This is a genomic window from Acinetobacter pittii, assembly GCF_022449185.1.
GTDB lineage: Bacteria > Pseudomonadota > Gammaproteobacteria > Pseudomonadales > Moraxellaceae > Acinetobacter > Acinetobacter pittii_I.
Genome location: NZ_JAKUKO010000002.1, coordinates 523,689 through 544,448, shown reverse-complemented (window position 1 = coordinate 544,448; position 20,760 = coordinate 523,689). Strand labels below are relative to the sequence as shown.

At 37.5% G+C, this 20,760-nt stretch carries 20 protein-coding genes, 1 tRNA gene and 2 pseudogenes; 10 read left to right on the top strand and 13 right to left on the bottom strand.

The annotated features are described in order from the left end of the window. Positions 1–362: 362 nt before the first annotated feature. From MKX14_RS08690 to MKX14_RS08680, 3 genes and pseudogenes are all read right to left on the bottom strand, one after another. Positions 363–1,449: pseudogene (locus tag MKX14_RS08690) on the bottom strand (DUF6670 family protein). Positions 1,450–1,466: 17 nt separating this feature from the next. Then, positions 1,467–2,300: a CDP-diacylglycerol--serine O-phosphatidyltransferase gene (pssA, locus tag MKX14_RS08685; RefSeq protein WP_002119541.1), complete on the bottom strand. Its 834-nt coding sequence runs from the start codon at positions 2,298–2,300 to the stop codon at positions 1,467–1,469. A 41-nt stretch (positions 2,301–2,341) separates the two neighbouring features. Beyond that, the gene (locus MKX14_RS08680; protein WP_016143005.1) at positions 2,342–3,199 is read right to left on the bottom strand and encodes a 23S rRNA (adenine(2030)-N(6))-methyltransferase RlmJ; all 858 of its coding nucleotides are present in this window, start codon (positions 3,197–3,199) and stop codon (positions 2,342–2,344) included. 117 nt (positions 3,200–3,316) lie between these two features. Between MKX14_RS08680 and MKX14_RS08675 the strand changes: the two genes are divergently transcribed. Then, entirely contained in the window at positions 3,317–3,922 is a 606-nt protein-coding gene (locus MKX14_RS08675) for a 2OG-Fe(II) oxygenase (protein WP_046813483.1), read from the top strand. Positions 3,923–3,989: 67 nt separating this feature from the next. Continuing rightward, positions 3,990–4,517, top strand: a complete 528-nt coding sequence (locus tag MKX14_RS08670; RefSeq protein WP_032038733.1) for a hypothetical protein — start codon at positions 3,990–3,992, stop codon at positions 4,515–4,517. A 63-nt stretch (positions 4,518–4,580) separates the two neighbouring features. Here the strand turns inward: MKX14_RS08670 and MKX14_RS08665 are convergent, their stop codons facing one another. The 4 genes from MKX14_RS08665 to slt form a co-directional block, all read right to left on the bottom strand. After that, positions 4,581–4,826, bottom strand: coding sequence for a DUF2789 family protein (locus MKX14_RS08665; protein ID WP_002119522.1), 246 nt, complete (start codon positions 4,824–4,826; stop codon positions 4,581–4,583). Between the two features lie 175 nt (positions 4,827–5,001). Continuing rightward, a complete protein-coding gene (mdh, locus tag MKX14_RS08660; RefSeq protein ID WP_046813482.1) occupies positions 5,002–5,988 on the bottom strand; it encodes a malate dehydrogenase in 987 nt (328 codons plus the stop codon). A 211-nt stretch (positions 5,989–6,199) separates the two neighbouring features. Continuing rightward, a complete protein-coding gene (locus tag MKX14_RS08655) occupies positions 6,200–6,862 on the bottom strand; it encodes a ribonuclease T2 family protein (protein ID WP_046813481.1) in 663 nt (220 codons plus the stop codon). A gap of 56 nt (positions 6,863–6,918) precedes the next feature. Beyond that, positions 6,919–8,862: a lytic transglycosylase domain-containing protein gene (gene slt, locus MKX14_RS08650; protein WP_046813480.1), complete on the bottom strand. Its 1,944-nt coding sequence runs from the start codon at positions 8,860–8,862 to the stop codon at positions 6,919–6,921. Positions 8,863–9,149: 287 nt separating this feature from the next. Here slt and miaB point away from each other — a divergent pair, with 287 nt between their 5' ends. The 3 genes from miaB (at position 9,150) to ybeY (ending at position 12,475) form a co-directional block, all read left to right on the top strand. Beyond that, the gene (miaB, locus tag MKX14_RS08645) at positions 9,150–10,601 is read left to right on the top strand and encodes a tRNA (N6-isopentenyl adenosine(37)-C2)-methylthiotransferase MiaB (RefSeq protein ID WP_240282251.1); all 1,452 of its coding nucleotides are present in this window, start codon (positions 9,150–9,152) and stop codon (positions 10,599–10,601) included. A 37-nt stretch (positions 10,602–10,638) separates the two neighbouring features. After that, positions 10,639–11,727, top strand: a complete 1,089-nt coding sequence (gene phoL / locus MKX14_RS08640; RefSeq protein WP_004705435.1) for a PhoH family protein — start codon at positions 10,639–10,641, stop codon at positions 11,725–11,727. Positions 11,728–12,004: 277 nt separating this feature from the next. Next, the gene (gene ybeY / locus MKX14_RS08635; protein ID WP_133482095.1) at positions 12,005–12,475 is read left to right on the top strand and encodes an rRNA maturation RNase YbeY; all 471 of its coding nucleotides are present in this window, start codon (positions 12,005–12,007) and stop codon (positions 12,473–12,475) included. A 55-nt stretch (positions 12,476–12,530) separates the two neighbouring features. Here ybeY and MKX14_RS08630 read toward each other — a convergent pair whose 3' ends face one another. Further along, positions 12,531–13,415, bottom strand: coding sequence for an energy transducer TonB (locus MKX14_RS08630; protein ID WP_133482094.1), 885 nt, complete (start codon positions 13,413–13,415; stop codon positions 12,531–12,533). A gap of 232 nt (positions 13,416–13,647) precedes the next feature. Between MKX14_RS08630 and MKX14_RS08625 the strand changes: the two genes are divergently transcribed. The 3 genes from MKX14_RS08625 to xpt all read left to right on the top strand — a co-directional run bounded on the left by MKX14_RS08625 (position 13,648) and on the right by xpt (position 15,839). After that, complete coding sequence (locus MKX14_RS08625) at positions 13,648–14,319, top strand: hypothetical protein (RefSeq protein WP_002119526.1); 672 nt, start codon at positions 13,648–13,650, stop codon at positions 14,317–14,319. Between the two features lie 158 nt (positions 14,320–14,477). Further along, the gene (locus MKX14_RS08620) at positions 14,478–15,191 is read left to right on the top strand and encodes a DUF3108 domain-containing protein (RefSeq protein WP_108010062.1); all 714 of its coding nucleotides are present in this window, start codon (positions 14,478–14,480) and stop codon (positions 15,189–15,191) included. Between the two features lie 72 nt (positions 15,192–15,263). Beyond that, a complete protein-coding gene (xpt, locus tag MKX14_RS08615) occupies positions 15,264–15,839 on the top strand; it encodes a xanthine phosphoribosyltransferase (protein ID WP_002119547.1) in 576 nt (191 codons plus the stop codon). 51 nt (positions 15,840–15,890) lie between these two features. On the opposite strand, the gene wrbA is transcribed toward xpt, so the two are convergent. Then, positions 15,891–16,493, bottom strand: coding sequence for an NAD(P)H:quinone oxidoreductase (gene wrbA / locus MKX14_RS08610; RefSeq protein ID WP_079381004.1), 603 nt, complete (start codon positions 16,491–16,493; stop codon positions 15,891–15,893). A 360-nt stretch (positions 16,494–16,853) separates the two neighbouring features. Between wrbA and MKX14_RS08605 the strand changes: the two genes are divergently transcribed. Next, positions 16,854–18,101, top strand: a complete 1,248-nt coding sequence (locus tag MKX14_RS08605; protein ID WP_002119535.1) for a YihY family inner membrane protein — start codon at positions 16,854–16,856, stop codon at positions 18,099–18,101. 102 nt (positions 18,102–18,203) lie between these two features. Here MKX14_RS08605 and ycgM read toward each other — a convergent pair whose 3' ends face one another. Beyond that, positions 18,204–18,845 (bottom strand): fumarylacetoacetate hydrolase family protein, encoded by a 642-nt coding sequence (gene ycgM, locus MKX14_RS08600; RefSeq protein ID WP_005078301.1) that lies wholly within the window; start codon positions 18,843–18,845, stop codon positions 18,204–18,206. Positions 18,846–18,884: 39 nt separating this feature from the next. Then, positions 18,885–19,382 (bottom strand): YcxB family protein, encoded by a 498-nt coding sequence (locus tag MKX14_RS08595; protein WP_005804627.1) that lies wholly within the window; start codon positions 19,380–19,382, stop codon positions 18,885–18,887. Positions 19,383–19,605: 223 nt separating this feature from the next. On the opposite strand from MKX14_RS08595, the gene MKX14_RS08590 reads away from it, so the two are divergent. Further along, the gene (locus MKX14_RS08590) at positions 19,606–20,298 is read left to right on the top strand and encodes a nitroreductase family protein (RefSeq protein WP_068544663.1); all 693 of its coding nucleotides are present in this window, start codon (positions 19,606–19,608) and stop codon (positions 20,296–20,298) included. A 114-nt stretch (positions 20,299–20,412) separates the two neighbouring features. On the opposite strand, the gene MKX14_RS08585 is transcribed toward MKX14_RS08590, so the two are convergent. Both MKX14_RS08585 and MKX14_RS08580 read right to left on the bottom strand, forming a co-directional pair. After that, positions 20,413–20,489, bottom strand: a tRNA-Arg gene (locus MKX14_RS08585). A 91-nt stretch (positions 20,490–20,580) separates the two neighbouring features. Next, positions 20,581–20,697, bottom strand: a pseudogene (locus MKX14_RS08580) (hypothetical protein); the annotation flags it as partial. Positions 20,698–20,760 lie beyond the last annotated feature (63 nt).

Below are 20,760 nucleotides of genomic sequence, written 5' to 3'. Positions count from 1 at the left end.
TCGAGTAATTTAAACCAATCAATCAATGAAAATTATTTCGATTAATCAATCAGTAAAAATCCACACAAGTTGTTCTTCAATTCTCTTAATGATCTTCTTACTGGTTCGTCACCAGCAAGCTAGGTCGGCTATATTACTCTTAATCTCTTAAAAGTCAACAGGTAATTTCGATATTTTTAAAACTTATCTCTCAAACCAACTTACCATCAAATTCATCACTTAAAGCAATCAACTCAATTCCAAGTAACTGTTTTTCAACAAGTTTCTATCTGCATCACCGCCGATGGATGTGCATTATAGACCATTACATTCCCTTTGCAATACCTTTTTTAATATTAGTTGAACAACAGTTCGCTTTTTAATCAAAAATCATAAAAATAGTCATTTTTTATATAAACATGGTTGTAAAAGCATCAATTTATCTAAAATTTTCTCGTCTTGATTCTTTTCTTGCCATCTAAGTGGGCGACAATCGATATATTCACAGTATCCACCCTCTCCTTGCAGACACTGTTCATTCCAGCTTAATTGATATTGAAAGCTTCCCACATATCCCGCCGCCAAACCAAACTTATAGTCACCTCGGCTTTGTGCATAAAGTTCAAAAATTATTTTTCCATTTTTCTCACATTGCCAAGAAAACTCCCTAGGCAAGTACATCTCTTTACCATTCGGTGTTTTAACCTTTGGATAAACTCGGTGGATATGTAAATTTACGTCTTCTGTAAAACTTTCAACAGGCTTCCCAAATTCTTGAATATCTAATCTTGAACATAGGATGATATTCCACTGATTTCTTATTTGTAAGAATGTAAGCTGCGTCGTTTCATTTAAGTTAATAATTTGGCACGTATAGAAACATAAAGATAAGAACGGCAAGTGCAAAGCTCGCGCGTGTTTAAATCGCCCCAACCCTTCAATTTGATATTTATGTCCTTTATAAAAAATTTCACCTTCACATATACATAGTGTTGACCAATAGTCAGAAACGCCCCACTGCAAAGCAGAGGCATTAAATATATTTTCTGGAATCTGAATTGTAAGATCACACCCCATTTCCGAGTCTAATCGCTGAAGGCGAATCATGGGAATTTGCCATTGAATCAGGTCGGTTTTATCAAATTGATATAGCGCCGAATCAAACTGGCATTGGCGTCGAATAGAATATGTTTTTAAATGTCCCACACTATGTTGGCTATTACTTACAAGCACTGTTGCAGTGTCGATAGCTGAAGTTGTAATGCTATGGGCGTTATAACACAGAGGAATACGTGGCTGTCCCACTAAACTAATATAATTAAAATAACGAAGTGGGGTTGGTAAATTTGGAAGGATCAAGCCTTGATAAACAATTTTAAAAAAGCCACGAGAAGGTTGATAAACAACCCCCTCTTTAGCATTAGGGCCCAGCTGCTGTAATTGATTAATTTCACTTATCAACTTAGGCATACTGAACCTCTTCTATTTTATGTTTTTAGTGTTTCATTACTCTTGCGTGCAAATAAAGTCGTAACAAAACCAGATAGAGCATAGATAATTGAAACTGTCAAAATGCCCATTGGAATATTATAAGTGATTGCCGCAAAAATCAGTACTACTGGCAACATAACTACAAAAGGAACACGTTTACGATCCATCTGCTTGAAAGAATAATATTTAATATTGGAAATCATGAGTAATCCCACAATTACCATAAGAACAGCATTAATAGTTTGAATCGCAATATCACGTAAATCAAAAATGAAAGGATAATCGCGAGCAACCCAGACGAGTGAAATAATGATAATAGCAGCGAGTGGACTTGCAATGCCGATAAAATAACGTTTATCGACAACGCCTATTTGCACATTAAAACGCGCTAGTCGGAAGGCTGCGCAGGCTGTATAAACAAAACAACAAGCCAGACCAATACGACCTAAATCATGCAAACTCCAGCTATACATCAGCATTGCTGGAGCCACACCAAAAGCTAACAAGTCTGAGAGAGAATCATATTGTTCACCAAAAGCACTTTGTGCGCCAATCGCTCGAGCAACTCGACCATCTAAGCCATCTAATAACGCTGCAATAAAAATGGCATAGATCGCTTGGTTAAAATCCCCATTCATACTTGCAATGATGGAATAGAAACCGGACAACAGAGCAGCGGTTGTAATTAAGTTAGGCCAAAGATAAATACCTCGGCGCTTCACTTTTTGTCCTTCCGGATTATCTTCTTCTTCAACCACTTCAAATGTAATCCCATCAAATGAATGTTCATTATGAGTTAAATCTTGCTCTGGTTTAGGCGCATTTGTCATTATTTTCTATTCCAAACATGTGCATTGATTTAAGTTAACTGTTACTCACCTACCAACCAGCGAACAGCAGCATGACCACCAGTTTCTTGCATGCGAAGATGCGGGAATAACCATTGTAGTGCTTGGTCTGCTTGTTCAGAGAACTGCCAAGGTGGGTTAATCACTAATAGACCACAACCATTTAAACCTACAGGGGTGTCATCTGGCCACACACAAATTTCACAAACTAACTGACGGCGAATACCCGTTTTAAACATTTTCTTTTCAAAACGCTCAATCATCGCTCGGTCTTTGATTGGATACCAAACTGCAAAAACGCCTGTGGGCCATTTTTTATAAGCTTGTTGTAAAAGTTCAACTAATTGCGGAAAGTCTTTACGTTCTAATTCGTAAGGAGGGTCAATCATAACCAGACCGCGCTTTTCTTTTGGCGGAATTACGCCAAGCAAGCCTTCATATGCATCACGCTCATGTAAACCTGCACGTTTATCACGAATGTTATGGCGTAATTGCTGAAATACATCGCGCTGCATTTCAAATATAGTCGCCTTGTCGATTTCACGCATGCCTTGCAAAGCAAACCAAGGAGAACCTGGATAGCTTCCCTTACCTTCTTCAGAACGCAATTGTTCTACTAACTTCAAATATTGCTGGATTGCTTCAGGTGCCTGACGCTTTTCCATATCAGATAGTTGAACTAGACGATGAATGCCTGTGAGAAACTCTCCAGACTTTTGTGCAGGTGCCAGAGATAAATCATATTTGCCTGCCCCTCCATGCGTATCGATATAACGATAAGGTTTATCTTTAGCATTTAAACGGTTGAGAAGCTGTAGCAAAAGCACATGCTTCATAACATCTGCAAAGTTGCCCGCATGGAAATGGTGACGGTAATTCATGTTGACTTTAATTCCTCAATTCAACAAATAGTTTAACATGAAAAAAATATTCTTTCGTAAGGTTGTGATCATCTAAAATAGAGGTGCTTGATATTTTTACGATCTACCCGAGGTTATATGCACTCTCACTCACTTCCTGATTCATGGAATTTGGATCAAATCTTAGATGATTTAAATGCGCATGGCTTTGCCATTATAAATCAAGCATATTCAGATCAATATCGCGCGCAGGTTTCTCAAGAATGTAGCCATCATATGGGTGAGTTTAGAGAAGCAGGCATTCAAAATGGTGTTGTAAGTAATATTCGTAGTGACCATATTCTCTGGATTAATGATCAGCTCCCTATTGCTCAGCAACATATTGAAACCTTAACTTTATTTTCACAAAGTCTAAATCAAGCATTCTATTTAGGAATTAAAGAGGTTGAAGCTCATTTTGCCCGTTATAATTTGGGTGAATTTTATGCTTTACACCGAGACAATCCTCAACAAAAAAATGATCGTATTATCTCAACTGTCTATTATTTACATCCAGAATGGCAAGAAGATTGGGGGGGACAATTGCGACTACAAGATAAAAATGAGAAATGGCATATTGTTAATCCCGAACCCAATCGACTAGTAATATTTCAAAGTGATTTATTACATGAAGTATTAACTTCAAAACAACAAAGGCTATCTATTACGGCTTGGCTTCGTAGCGGAAATTCTATTTGGGTTTAAAGGTTACTCTTTAAATTTGATAAATGAACCCGATATAAAAGCTATTGATTAGAAAAGGTGATGGCGTATGTCTATTGAAAGTAAAACAATTGTGAACCGAATTGGTGAAACAGACCAACTTTATTTGACTGAAAATACGCCTGAGCTTGCTTTAGAGCGTGCTGAGTTACGCATGCAACTTGTAATATTAAGTCGTGTTCGCCAAGAACAACTTCATTTCTTACAAGAAGCTATTGTCTTACTTGAACAAGCTCGTATGGAATATGAAGAAATGCCTTTGAGCTTATATCTTAATTTGTCTTTACACTTAGCCAAAGCCTATATGCTTTATTTTGAACTAAATAAAGAAAAACGTTTTGCGCTGATTACTCAACAAATTTTGAAGCCATTAGCACATCATGAACATGCTGATATCTATTTCTTCTTGGCATATGCGTCAGCAGCACGACAAGAGTCAGCATTAACCCGACATTGGTTAACTAAATATTTATCAACGTCTACATGTGATCTTGAATTGCTTCATGGCCAACCAGTATTTGACCTTGTACGTCATGAGCCATGGTATAAAGATAAATTAAAAGTAAAGACACATTAAACTCTTAATGCAATAAAGCCTGTTTTACGTATTACTTGTAAAACAGGCTTTATTTTTTTGAAATTATTTTTTCACACTGTCTTCATGCAGTTGTTCATTAAGCTCATCAATAACCACAATCCACTCATCATCTTTTTCCCAATGACTCTTCAAAAAATCGCTTTGGCCCTTTGACCAAAAAGACGCTTCATGTAATTTTTGCTCGGCCGGCAATTGATGTGTCTTAATAAAATTTTCAATGCTTGCCTCATCAGAATCTAAACCCAACTGATCAAATAAAAGCTCTAAAGTCGGTTGCTGTTCAAACATTGTTATTCTCCTATAACTTCTTTTAAATCATCTATTAACTAATCTAACAACAAAACGTTTTTACTTGCATGATAGTGTCTATATTTTCTTGTTGCTTTTTGTGTTCCCTTTCTAACTTTTTAATAAAAAAGCACTCTATAAGAGAGTGCTTTTTTACATTTATCTATAAGATAAATTATTTCAACATGTCAGCAATTGCAGCACGTTCTTCTTCAAGTTCGTTCAACGTCACGTTGATACGTTCACGGCTGAATTCGTCAATTTCCAAACCTTGAACGATTTTGTATTCACCGTTTTCAGTTGTTACAGGGAAACCGAACATTACGCCTTCAGGAATACCATAAGAACCATCAGATGGAATACCCATAGTTACCCATTTGCCGTTTGTGCCAAGTGCCCAATCACGCATATGATCAATTGCAGCGTTAGCAGCAGAAGCAGCAGAAGACAAACCACGTGCTTCGATGATCGCAGCACCACGTTTACCAACAGTTGGAAGGAACACATCTTTGTTCCAAGCAGCATCGTTGATTTTGTCTTTTAAGCTTTCGCCATTTGCAGTTGCAAAACGGTAGTCAGCATACATTGTTGGAGAGTGATTACCCCAAACTGTCATTGTTTCGATATCAGAAACTGCAACGCCAGCTTTTTGAGCAAGTTGAGTTAACGCACGATTGTGGTCAAGACGCAACATTGCTGTGAAATTTTTCGCCGGAAGATCTGGTGCAGATTTCATTGCGATGTAAGCGTTAGTGTTTGCAGGGTTACCTACCACTAACACTTTAACGTCACGACTAGCAACTTCGTTTAATGCTTGACCTTGACCGATGAAAATTTCACCGTTAACTTTCAACAAGTCAGCACGTTCCATACCAGGACCACGTGGACGAGAACCTACCAATAAAGCGTAGTCAGCATCTTTAAATGCAACTTTCGGATCATCAGTCCCGATCATGCCAGCCAATAAAGGGAAAGCACAGTCATCAAGTTCCATCATTACGCCTTTAAGCGCTTGTTGTGCTTTTTCAACTGGAACTTCAAGCAATTGTAAAATAACAGGTTGATCTTTACCTAACATTTCACCGCTTGCGATACGGAATAATAAGCTGTAACCAATTTGACCTGCAGCGCCAGTCACGGCAACACGAACGGGTTGCTTCATGTAATTGTCTCCAATGAGTGTCCTTAATCGGGCTAAATAGGAATTCCATCTAACCAAATCATCATAAACGGCAAAGATTGTACTCTAAAGATTTGGCAGATGCATGTAAAAGCAACTCGTTTTCACCAAAAGTCTGATAGAAAATACAAATTAATCTTTACAAATAAATTTAATATATGATCATCATTTTATTAAAAAATGATCATTACCCTTAGTAACTACCTTTAATCATGATTTCGCCTGGACAATTCGATACCACATGATTTGCACATTGTTTATATTGGCCTTTTACGGTATAGCATACTTTTACTTCCGTTAAGACCACATCGGAACGTGACAATTGACAACTAAAACGAATACCATTTTGAGGTAAGCTCGGATTAAGACGAACAAATTGCTGTCTTAATGCGGATTGCTGCATTTCAACATTTGTTGAACTTGTAAGGCTAGCTGGAATTTTTAAACGCTCAGCAAAATTGATAACCGTACGGAAATATTGGCTTGCATTCATAGGAACGCATCCACCTACACTTTTCCATAGCTGTACACGAGCATTATTATCAGGCATAACCCGAGCCACAACTTTGGCTTGCAATGGAGAGAGAGAAGCCGAACTTTCTGTCGAACAATCTGTTCGATTTGTTTCTGGCATTAGACCTGTAATTGTCAATGAATATCCTTCAAGACATTTACGTTGTTTTTGTTTAGAAGGATCTAATGCACATGCAGCTGGTGTCATTTGCACATGCATAACATACCCCTGTAAATTAACAGGTTGGGCATGTAAAACGGAACTCATCAATCCTAGCCCTGCACAGATAAACCACCATGCAAGTTGCAAAATTGAACGAAGTTCCAAATATCTATATTTCATTTAATTAAAACTTGAATATGCCAATTAAAAGAAGATCCATCATCAACCACCTTAAGTTAAGGCGACGTACGCATTGGAATGACTTTCATACGTTGCGATAACGACTGAGCTCCCTGTCCCAATATTACGCCGTAATGTGTTGCATTCGTCATAACATGCTTGACATAGTCTCTGGTTTCTAACAATGGAATTGTCTCTGTATATTGGTCAGCCGAAATGGGTTGATAGTCCGGTTGCCAACGTCTAGCCCGATTAGGCCCTGCATTATAACCTGCTGTTGCCAAAACAGGGTTATTGCTTAATTGTCCCTGAATCATTGATAAATAGAATGTTCCATATCGAATATTGGTATTCATTTCACTTAATGCAGCAGGATTATAAGTTTCACCCATTTGTCGTGCAATCAACTTCGCTGTACCAGGCATAATCTGCATAAGACCGCCTGCTCCAACATGAGAACGTGCAGAGGTAACAAACCGACTTTCCTGACGCATTAAACCATAAGCCCACGCTGGATCAATTCCTGCATTGTAACTATGACTTACGACATTAGTCTTATGGGGAGTCACATAGCGATAAGTATCATTGTGCTTATTTGTTGTGCGATCTGCTGCATAAATTGCCCGATCAAACCATCCCATATCATGAGCACGCTTTGCTGCAGCTAAAAGTAACCCATCGTCATGCTGAAGATAGGCTTGGCGAACTGCCCAGTTCCACTCTCGGTTGGTATAAGTTGGATTTGCATTAATACGTCTTAAAGTAAAAGCACGGTTAAAGTGAATGTTTTGGTCTAGACGGCGTAAATCACTTGCAGTTGGCTCATCATTATAAGGCTGATGATTATATCTCACGCCCAAACGGTCTTTTGCAAGAAGGTTATGATAATCATCACCACTTTCAGCTAATCTTTTATAAATACGTTGTGCCGTGTTTTTAGAATTACTATCACCACGTTGCTCTGTCGCACGTGCTAACCAATATTGCCAACGATCTTCTTGTTTTTGTGAAACCGTCATACTATCAATTGCACGAATTAAACTTTCCCATGCACTAAAACGAATAGCCTGACGCGCATAAATTTCAGCTTCTTCAGGACTTAACGGGTAACCATAACTTGCGTCAAAATATTGAAGGACTTCGCGGTTAAAGTTATTTTTCATTACCGTAGTCCCGCCAATATAAGCTACAGTTCGATATAGATATTTTTGTACGCTTTCTGGAGTACCTTGCGCTACTCGCTGTACATTTGCAAAAGCATTTCCTAAATCATTATTTGCTAGACGGCCTAATGCAAAAATCAAATAAGCATAATCTACATCATTAGTTTTTGGTGCTGACCATAAATAATTCAGTGGATTCGCCTGAATCTGATTGAGCTGAGCTAAGGAAAGATTTATTCCTAAACTTTGAGCAGTCGCAAGAGCCTGTCCAGATAAACCAGCACGTAATTGTACCCATAGACGTTGCTGCTTATCTTGTGTACTCATTAATGGACTAGACAGCATCATTCGACCTAGTCCAACACATGATTCTGGTTGCGACTCAGTGGCTAACCAAACATCTTTATATTCAGCAAAAACTAATGCATCACCGCTTTTCGCCCGAACCTGTGCTAAAGCACAATTTTCGGCTTGGTCAGGATTGGTGACATAAGATAAGACAGGTTGAGCAGATGCATAGTCAGCTTGTTTAACTTTTTCTTCAACATAATCTGCTGATAATTTTTCAGCCATTGCTGATTGTGGGTAGCGTTGAGCAAAACTTATGATAGAGGCAGCAGGTTGAAACCCAAGGTTTGTATTAAGTTTCCAATATTCTGGGTAATATCCCAACACATCATTTTGCATTGCAAGCTGATATTGGTCTAATAACGCGGTATTACCACTATTTGCAGCATTTAATGCATCATTGAACTGCTCTTCAGCAGCATAAGTAAATGAACACCCAAGTAAACACATAGCTCCTAACCAGCTACGATGCATATATTTATTTTTCATTATACGACTATGGATTGATGAGCTCTTTCTACTTTGTCTCATATATGTGCTAAACCCTGACTATTCACCTTCAACGCATAGTTTAATTATTCTTCGTGCTTTCTTTTGTTGTGTTATGTAACTCTATGATTCAACATCATTAAAATCCACCTAAATTTACTTCACAAAAACCTTGTCATGTTCTGAAAGTTTACTGTTATCGGTTCAACTCAAATACTGCTATAATAAATGGTTTGACCCATTTTGGGCCAATTTATTCTTTTTAGATCGATCTGTTAGGAGCCTGCATGACGGTTCAAACCTTCATTCCCAATGGTGCCAAAGCTGCCTCAGAAAACACTGTTACCCAGCCAACGCACACCACTGATGTTTCAATAAAAAAACTTTATATTGAAACTCAAGGGTGTCAGATGAATGAGTATGACAGTCACCGTATGGCAGACCTTTTAGGGGATTCTCACGGCTACGTTTTGACGACCAACCCTAATGAAGCAGACATTCTGCTCATGAATACATGTTCTATTCGCGAAAAAGCGCAGGAAAAAGTATTTAGTGAATTAGGCCGCTGGCGCAAACTAAAAGATAAAAACCCTGATCTTGTGATTGGTGTCGGTGGATGTGTTGCCTCTCAAGAAGGTGACAACATTCAAAAACGTGCACCCTATGTAGACATGATTTTTGGTCCACAAACATTACACCGTTTACCACAAATGCTTGATCAACATAATGCTCAAGTAGAAAAACCTAGAAAAGATAAAATCAAACTGGTTGATATTTCTTTCCCAGACATTGAAAAATTCGACTTTTTACCTGAACCACGTGTAGAAGGTTTTAAAGCATTCGTTTCTATTATGGAAGGCTGCTCTAAATACTGTTCTTTCTGTGTAGTTCCATATACACGCGGTGAAGAAGTTTCTCGTCCATTAGATGATGTACTTGCAGAAATTGCAGGTCTTGCTGAAAAAGGTGTACGTGAAATTTCACTTCTGGGTCAGAATGTAAATGGTTACCGCGGAGAAACCTTCGAAGGTGGCATCTGTACTTTCCCTGAATTGTTACGACTCGTTGCAGAAATTCCAGGTATTGGACGTTTACGTTATACAACATCGCACCCACTTGAGTTCTCTGACGAGCTAATTCAGTGTTATGAAGATTTGCCTCAAATGGTGTCACATTTACACTTGCCTGTTCAAAGTGGATCTAATGATGTTTTACAGACAATGAAGCGAAATCATACGATTGATGTTTATATCGATAAAATTGCGAAGCTACGCAAAATTCGTCCAGATATGCACTTATCGAGTGACTTTATTATTGGTTTTCCTGGTGAAACTGATGAAAACTTCGCCGAAACACTTCAATTTATCAAAGACTTAGATTTTGATCACTCATATAGCTTTGTTTATTCAAAACGTCCGGGTACACCTGCATCAGACTTACCTGATACTACGCCTGAACACGTTAAAAAAGAACGTTTAGCTCAAGTTCAAAAAGTGATTAAACAGTCTAGCATTGAAAAAACTGATGCAATGCTTGGCAAAATTGAACGTGTTCTTATTGAAAAAGTCTCTGATCAAGACCCTAATATTTTACTAGGTACAGCCGATAATACACGTCTAGTCACTTTTGTAGGTGATGCTGCTTGGGTTGGTCGTTTTGCAGAGATCGAGATTACTGAAATTAAAACTTTAAATTTAGTTTACGGTGAACTCTTGAATCTTGAGCCTGACGTGGCGTAATGTAGAGGTATTCTAAAGTCTACTGAAAGGTTTTCTCTTGACTGCAGCGATTCGACGTACCGTAACATTTCCTGAAGTTTCAATGGAACGTTTAAAGAGCATCTTGGGTGCCTATAATGGGCACCTTAAGCAAATTGAACAGCGTTTAGATGTCAAAATTACTCATCGTGGAGATGTTTTTCATATCGATGGTGAGATTGATGCTGTTGGGAGAGCCGAAGCATTATTGCAACGACTCTATGAAGAGTCTGAGGTATCCCAGCAAATTAGTGCCGATCTATTACATCTGTTAATTCAATCTTCGCAAACTGAACGTAATTTCGAGTTGGTTGGAGAAGAGATGGATGAGCATGATGCACCAATGGATGTCTACTTCCAGACTCGTAAAGGTCGTATTAATCCACGTGGTGCTAATCAAAAACGCTACGTACAGCGTATTTTGCAAAGCGATATTTCTTTTGGTGTTGGCCCTGCGGGTACAGGTAAAACCTATTTAGCAGTTGCCGCCGCAGTAGATATGCTCGAACGTAACGAAATCCAACGGATTTTACTTGTACGTCCTGCTGTAGAAGCTGGAGAAAAGCTAGGTTTCCTACCGGGTGATTTAACTCAGAAAATCGACCCATACCTACGCCCTCTTTACGATGCTCTTTACGAAATGCTCGGCTTCGAAAAAGTTGCCAAGTTAATTGAGCGTCAAGTGATTGAAGTTGCACCTCTTGCATATATGCGTGGTCGCACACTTAACCATTCATTTGTAATTTTGGATGAAGCTCAAAACACAACGCCTGAACAAATGAAAATGTTCTTGACCCGTTTAGGTTTTGGTTCTCGTGCAGTGATTACAGGTGATATTACCCAAGTAGATTTACCTCGAGGCCAACAATCTGGTTTGGCACATGCACTACGTGTACTCGAGAACATTAAAGAAATTCATATTACCCGTTTCCATTCCCGTGACGTTGTACGTCATCAACTTGTTCAAAAAATTGTTGAAGCGTATGAAGGTTGGGATGGTGAACAACAGCGTCTTAATGCTGAAGCACGTGCTGAACGTAAAGCACGTCAAGAAGCATTAGTTGCTGAAAACGATACAGCAGCAGACTTGCAACATCAGGATGCCTAGGGTTTGTTGAATATTCAAAATTGGATTGCGTTGTCGGCTACAATTAAGCAGGCAAGGCATGAAATGTAGGGAATGGCGAGCCCCTTTCCAAGTTTCATAACGTAGTCTGAGATAATTTTAGCCACAACCCTTCGGGACAAAAGTGTTTTTTGCTGCTACGTCGTTGTGAACTATTCATTTAGAATAACTAAATCTCATAGTCCACGCCTAGTATCATCTAAAAAACACTCGATGTCGCAATCATCTGTGAATGTTCAACAGACCCTAAGGATTCATTTTGAAAATCAGTTTAAGTTTACAACAAGACTTTCAATCACCTGAGTTAGAGCTCAAACGAGCTCAACTCAAAAAAATTATTGAGACAACTTTACGCCACGTTGGTTATAAAGAAGATTGTGAAATTGGAGTTGCTTGCGTTGATCTGGATGAAAGCCAGCAACTCAATTTGCAGTACCGAGAAAAAGATAAACCAACTAATGTTTTATCTTTTCCAAGTGATATTCCAGAAGAAGTTCTACCAATGCTAGATGCCTTACCATTGGGTGATTTGGTTATTTGTATTCCAGTGGTATTACAAGAAGCATTAGAGCAGCAAAAAACTGCCCAAAATCATTTTGCACATCTGTTAGTACATGGTGTTTTACATTTGCTTGGTTATGACCATGAAACCAGTGATGAAGATGCTGAAGAGATGGAAGGCTTAGAAATTGAAATTTTAGCAAAACTCGATATTGCTAACCCTTATTAGGAATAATGTGATCATTAAAAAATGTGGATATCCTACAAGTTATCCACATTTTTCATTAATGAACTTCAAATTCAGCTTCAGCTGGATCAAAACGCCAAGTACGAATAATACGTAGCTCAGAAATATCTTTCATATTGCTATCAAAACGACCAAATGGCGCACCACGACGTACAGAAGCTTTTGCAGCTTCATCTAAAACTGAATGCCCTGAGCTTTCAAGCAGTCGGATTGCACGAATTCCGCCTTGAGCATTCAAAATAACCATTAAACGCACTTCACCTCTTAGCTGTTGTTGTTTGGCCTCTTCCGGATAATAGCGATTACCATACAACTCTACTTTTTCACGGAACTTATCTAAATAAGCTGCTGAAGCATCTTTCTTGGCTTGAATACCATCGACTGTTTTTATTTTTTGTTGACGACTGAAATCTTGCTGACGTTGTAAATATTGAGCTTCTAGGCTCGCGACCATTGCAGCTTTTGCCTGAAATTGACTTTGTAATTGTTCTAGTTCTTTTTTCCTTTGACTCGCATCAGCTTGTTTCTGCCAACTCAAAACCGTCATTAAAACTTTTTCTTCAAATTTAAGCTCTCTTTGTTGCTGAATCTTTTGCAAACTCTCTAACTCAGTATCTCCAGTTGAAGCATCATTAGGCATCGGATTTGGAGTATCACTAGAAGTCCGATGAGCTTCACGAAATGCGCCCGAGCCTTGTTGATCTGCTTGCGCTAAAAAATCTGCCTGAACAACTGGCTCATTGCTTGGCCGAATTGAAATTGCAATTTCTTTAGTAGATTGCTCTGATGGACTAGGCATGGCAAAGTGAATGAGCAATACAAAAATATGCAGTAAGATTGCCAATATTGTTGCAACAATAAAGACTCGGTCTTGCCACCAATGATGAAAAGGCTCTATGGATAAACTTCTTTTGTTCAACATAATCTTAAAAGCATATAGATGCCTTTTCCCCACGGTTTAATACCGAATAAAATACAAACTGATATTCAAATATGGATAAAAGTGTGATTCACTTCAAATATAGGGTTTTATCCATTTTCATTTTGTCAAAATGTATCAATTAAATTTGTTACACTGCAATATCAAAACCCGTTTTTTATCATAATAAAGATTGTGTTGGCTCTTTAGTAAATTATCTTCTGGAAGTTCTTTTATGCAAACGCTATTTTCCTCATTAGTCAGACGCCTTCAAAAAGTCTATAAAAAAGCAGAAGCATTCATTGAGGAAGAAAGAGATTTTACATTATCGCAAACCTTTCTGAATGCTACTTTGCAACGTTACGTGACCAATAATGTTGAGTTTTTAGATGACCTACATGCAGATCTTTATCATGACTGGTTAAGATTATATGCAACCATGCATGTAAAAGGTTTAGAAACCACATTATCGGTTGATTTAAAACTGATCCAGATGGAATTTAATAAAGAACAACAACTTTTAGTTTTTGAACAAATTAGTAATACACAAATTATTGAAGCGAAATATAAAAACTTTTGGCAAAAGATCGCCGTAAAAGCCGCAGTTTTTTACTACCATAAAATTTTGAAAAAAGATCCTTTGGGGATGATTCTTGAACGTTTCAATGTAGCAGAAGAACGCGATGAACTCATATTTCTTGATCTCAACCGTTGGTTTGGCAAAAAAGCCAGCATCATCGAGACATTAGGCAAAGTACATATAAATTACGCACGAGTTCGTGAAGCTGAGTTAGTTGTATTTGGAAATGTGAATTTAGCAGCCTTGCTTTCTCGTGATCAGGACGACGATTTTGAAGAAGAATTTGCAGATTCTGAAATAACACCAATTCAGCAGAAAGATGAATAAACCATTTATAAATGAAGATGAATTGACTGCCAAAAAACACAAATAGATTACACATTTAGCATAAATCCTGATTTTTTCTCCATGATCAACAGGCATAATATGTTTAAGTTACAGATGCATCAGCACTGACTTTTTAGTCTGTACAAGGATATTTACTTATGGCAACAAAATTTCTGAAATCATTTGGCATCGCAACAGGTATTTCAACAACTTTGCTTTTTGCAGGCTTCTCAAGCCATGCACTTGCCATGAGCCCATTTCAGGCAAATTATCAGTTTACTTATAATAATAAAGGTATGGGGTCGGCTACACGTGCCTTAAGCCAGCAAGGGAATAACTGGACTTATAAATTCACTGCAAAAGCAGGTGGAATTGCATCCGCAAGTGAAACAAGTAAATTTAGTTTCACCAATGGTAAAATTGGGTCTCAAAGTTTTAGCCGTACCAGCAAAATTTTGATTCATAACAACACCATGAGTATTAACTTTAATCCAAATAGCAAAACTATCTCTACCAAGAAAGATGATAAAGCTCGTTCATTTGCTTGGCAGGCAGGCGTCCTTGATGAGTTAAACGCAGAGTTACAACTGCGTGAAGACTTAAAAAATGGTTCACTGAAGTCCTCTTATCCACTTGCAGATGCAAAAGAAGTTGAAAACCGTCGATTTGTAAAACAAGGTAATGAGAAAATTAAAACCTCTTATGGAACATTCGATACCATTAAAGTGGTTTTACAACACAACAAACCTGAACGCAGTACAATCTTTTGGTTAGCACCGAAATTAGATTATTTACCAGTTAAAGTCAGTCATATTGATGGTAAAACTTCTTATGGATTGTTATTAACAAGTTATTCAGGTAAAACGAATTAAAGCTTGCATTTTTTTGGATGCTTTTTAAAATACGCATTTGCTTTAAAAAGCATCCGTCTAGAGGATTCTCTCGTGCACGCACTAGAACAGAAAATCTTAACAGAAGGTATCGTTCTATCTGATCAAGTCTTGAAAGTCGACGCTTTCTTAAACCACCAAATTGATCCTGTATTAATGCAGCAGATTGGTAAAGAATTTGCCGCTCGCTTTAAAGATGCAGGGATTACCAAGATTATTACCATTGAAGCATCAGGTATTGCACCTGCAATCATGGCAGGTTTGGAACTTGGTGTACCTGTGATTTTCGCTCGTAAATATCAGTCATTGACCTTAAAAGATGACTTATATCGCTCTAAAGTATTTAGTTTTACTAAACAAACTGAAAGCACGATTGCGATTTCAAATAAACATCTTCATTCAACTGATAAAGCATTAGTTATTGATGACTTCTTGGCAAATGGTCAAGCAGCATTAGGCCTGATTGATTTAATTCACCAAGCAAATGCAGAAGTTGTAGGTGTGGGTATTGTGATTGAGAAATCATTCCAACCAGGTCGTGATTTATTGCTTGAAAAAGGCTACCGCGTTGAATCATTAGCACGTGTTCACTCTCTTACAGATGGCAAAGTTACTTTTGTAAAAGAATAAAATGTACACCTAAAAAAGAGCGGATATCCGCTCTTTTTTATTTGCTCAAAATTAATCTAAAAGCTTTTTAGCAATCTCTCCTAAACGTTTGCCTTGCGCTTCACACAAAATCTTTTCATCCTGACTTAAGTTCTGGTCATGACGCGGTCCACTTACATGGCTTGCGCCATAAGGTGTTCCACCTGTTTTAGTATTAGATAAGGCTGGAATTGCATTAGGTAATCCCAAAATCATCATGCCATGATGAAATAACGGCGGTAACATAGTGAGTAAAGTACTTTCCTGCCCACCATGCATTGAACCAGAAGAAGTAAAAACGCAAGCAGGTTTATTATGTAATGCCCCATTGAGCCAAAGACTGGTTGTTTGATCCCAAAAATATTTCATTTCACTTGCCATATTGCCAAAGCGAGTTGGAGAACCTAACGCTAAACCTGAACAATTCGCTAGATCATCTAACGTACAATAGATATCACCTTCTTCCGGAATGCTTGGCTCGGCTATTGTGACAGCTGGAGCAATATTTGGTACTGTCCGAATTTTCACTGACATACCCGCAGACTCAACACCGTTGGCAATTAAATGAGCCATTTCTTTAGTAGAACCATATTTGCTGTAATAGAGTACAAGAATGTAAGGTTGCATCGGTTTCATAAATTTTGTTAAAAAGACACTATACGGGATTTTTTATTTTTTTGGCGAAACCAATTTTATGAAATTCTAGAGGTGATTGATGAGGTAGCACAAAAGATAATATGAGCAAATTTCTCGGACTCATTGAGTAAAAAGTTTATCTACTTTTGGTAAACCCTTGCTCAGACAACAGAAAGCCTACTTTTTTGAAAAAAGTTTATGGCTACAATTCTTTCTATAGCACATAGTAAACTTACAGAACGACTTTAATTCTATAAGTTATTATTTTGCTTTAATCTACGATTTGAGTTCTTAAGCTCATACTTTGATAAGCTATCAATCGCCCAACATGATGATTAAAAAAATCGGGATAGACGACGCATGTTACAACGTTTTTTAAGTAAGCTTCCTTTTTATAATAAAACCTGGTTTCAGTTCGTTTTATATGTATTTAAGCGTTTTGAAGCTGATCGGTGCCGTGAACAAGCTGGCTCTCTCACCTATACAACGCTATTCGCAGTTGTGCCGATGTTAACAGTTTTTTTAGTAATTATTTCTTCAATCAAAGCATTAGAACCCGCAAGACAACAGCTACAACATTTAATCTATAGTAATTTTTTACCGAAAAGCACGATCGCATTTGATAAAGCGCTAAATGCTTTTACAGAAAAATCTAGCAACTTAACCGTTATTGGTGTGCTTTTTTTATTCGTTACTACTGTCTTAATGCTGACCTCAATTGAAACCGTCTTTAACCGTATTTGGCGAGTAAAAGAAACTCGTAGTGGTATTATGGGCTTTATGCGCTATTGGACGATCATCTCTTTAGGTCCCATTATTTTAGGAAGCGCATTTGTTATTTCATCAACAGTTGCATCGATGAACTTATTAAGCAATAACTTTACAGGTTATCAACTTGATGGGGCATTTTTACTCTGGCTAATTTCTTTTGTCCTCACTATTTTGGGTTTCTTCATTTTATATTGGACCATTCCCAATCGCACAGTCCCAGTTTATGCAGCAGGAATTGCTGCTTGTCTAAGCGCAGTACTGTTTGAAATACTCAAAAATTTCTTTAGCTTTGTGATGTCAAATTTCACTAGTTATGAAATTATTTATGGTGCATTTGCAGCAGTGCCAATTTTCCTTCTATGGATATTCCTGTCATGGAACATTATTTTGCTAGGCGTAGAGGTGAGTTTTGCTTTAACTGCATTTCATTCGGGTAAAGAGCAAAAACGTCACCCTGTTTTAATGCTATTAGATATTCTTGAGCTGTTTTATAAAAAACAGAAACTCGGTGAGAGTGTAAGTGACAAAGAAGCTTTAGAAATTTTAGGTCGTGGAGAAATTGGCCGCTGGCCAGCTTATGTACTTTTGCTTGAAGAGCAAAATTTGGTTAAACGTACCGATAAAGATGAATATGTTCTCGCGCGCAATTTATCCCAAGTTGATTTCTGGAGCTTTTTCACTGCTCTTCCATACCCTCTGCCATTACGTGAAGATGTTCTAAATGTACACGATGACGATGAATGGATGGAAAAAATAGGACCTGCCTTGGTCGAATCTAATGATTATTTAGCAGCAAAACTTTCTATTCCGCTCTCAACAATTTTTGAAGAGAAATAAGAAAGTAGAACTCTTCAATAGTATAGACACTCTTTCCTACTCAATAAAAAACCCTATTATTAAAAAATAATAGGGTTAAAAATTGGCAATTTTAGGAATGGGTTATGCTTTTACAAAAGTTTCCCATGCAAAATCTTGTGTTGCACCTTTTAATGTCATTTTCAACTGATCGCCTGCATGTAATGGCCCAACCCCAGCAGGTGAACCAGTCATAATCACATCACCTGGTTCTAGTGAAAAAACCTGATTAATATCAGTTAAAAGTTCACCAATAGTAAACATTAACAGTGCAGTATTACCATCTTGACGTAATTCATCATTAATATGGAAAGTGAATTTGGTCTCTTGCCAATTTGTAATTTCTTTTGTATCAACCCAATCTGCCAAAACACAAGCACCATCAAAAGCTTTAGCTCGCTCCCATGGGTGGCCTTTACTTTTCAGATCATTCTGTAAATCACGCATTGTTAAATCAAGACCTAAAGTTACTGCTCCAATCGCTTTTAAAGCTTTTTCAGGGTCAGTTTCACCTTTCAAAGGTTGATCAATACGTAACACTAACTCACATTCAAAATGGCAACTGCCCCACGCTGGATTCCAAGAAATACCGTCATTTAAACCAATCAAGCTACTCGGTGGTTTAATAAATAATATAGGGCTGTCAGGCATAGCATTATTTAATTCTTTGACATGATCGGCGTAACTTCTGCCCACGCAAACGATTTTTGAAGGACGTGTATTCATGAGGCTTCCTTTGTTGTTGCGGCTAATAATTCCAATAATTTATTTCTTAAATGTATTTTCGAATATGGTTTGATCTGAAACCTGTGCAAATGCGCGCTTTGGTACAATAATTACAGTTTTATTCTTTAGCTCAAGCATGTAGGTCAATTTACCTTTAGCAAAAGTTTGCACATCCGTATATTGCATCACCTGCTTACGACCATTGGCATAAAGCTCAAAGTAATCTTGATATAAGTCGATTCCCTGCTCACTCTTTCCAAACTGGTAACGAACAAATTGACGCTTAAATAACATGGGTAAAAGCCAGTAACGCATCAGACCTTGCATCACCAGAAAAAACACGCCTAACCCGACATAATATCGTCCAACACCAGAGAGGCCTAAATAAAATCCCCAAATAATAATTGCGATACTAATTGCAGGTGTAAGAAAACGGGTAAATTGCTTTTTCCCAAATGTCACTAATGAAAATCCATCTTGTGACTCTTCTAAATTCAAATAGTAACGTAAAGATAAAGCTGTTTTTTGCTCAGTCATTGCACTGCATCAATACTCAATAAATCGAAACTATTAGAGCATATTCATTTCAGCTTTAAAATGAATCAAAGGCTATTTTTTATTTTGTTTAAAAGTGGAGCTTATGATGAGATTCGAAGATCAACTACGTTGCATATATGGAACGTAGATTCATATTTTTTGAGCTTATTTCAGTTTTTAAAATTTCTACAATAAGAGCATCAACTTCTTAGTGGAATGTCTCATGTCTTTCTTTGCAAAATTATTTGGCTTAAAACAAAAAGCAACAGTCTCAAAAGATGTGGTTACTCAAGCCACTCAAGAGTCCCCTCTTTTCAATCAGCCAAGCTTTTTAGAATTAATTAAAAAACGTCGTTCTATTTATTCGATCGGGAAAAACTTACAACATACTCCTTCGGAGATTGAAGGGTTAATTCAAGAAGCAGTCAAACATAGCCCGTCAGCGTTTAACTCTCAGTCATCTCGCGTTGTGATTTTATTTAATGAGTCTCATCAAAATTTCTGGAATATTGTTTTAGATGTATTAAAAACGATTGTTCCTGCCGAAGCACTAGCGGGAACTGAACAAAAAATTCAAAGTTTTGCAGCGGGTGCTGGTACAGTTTTATTTTTTGAAGATCAAGATGTGATTAAAGGTCTACAAGAGCAATTTGAATTGTATGCTGATAATTTTCCAGTCTGGTCTGAACACTCGACAGCAATTGCCCAATTTGCAGTATGGAATGTATTGGCTGAACAAGGTATTGGAGCTTCTTTACAACATTACAATCCAATTATCGATGAGAAAATTAATATTGCTTTTGATATTCCTGCTCAATGGAAACTAAGAGCCCAATTAGTATTTGGTTCAATTGAAGGCGAAGCAGGTGAAAAAGCTTTTATTGAAGACGAAAGCCGTTTTAAAACATTTGGCTAATTTTTTCAACTACAAATCATTTAAGAGCTAGTTGCCATGAGCACTAGCTTTTAAATCGAAATAATAAAAAACAGGCACAAAAAAACCGCTATATATAGCGGTTAATTCTTCAAGTGGTGCGCTCAGAGAGATTCGAACTCCCGACCCCTTAGTTCGTAGCCAAGTGCTCTATCCAGCTGAGCTATGAGCGCGTACTTGATGTTGCGCATTATACGCATTTTTTAAGGCTTAGGAAGCCTTTTTTCATCTTTCTGTCATCAAACGTCTAGTTCTTAGCCATCCCTCTAGTTTACATAGCTTTTTAGCTAAAATTATTGAAACTTTGCTCACCAAAGATGTATCTGAAATATTTTTTTTCAAATAAGTTTTATAGAATTTTTGAAGCATTTTGCCATTTATCTAAAAGATAAAGGCTACTGTTTTAGTCAACATTATATAAATAATATATTTCTGGTTGAACCT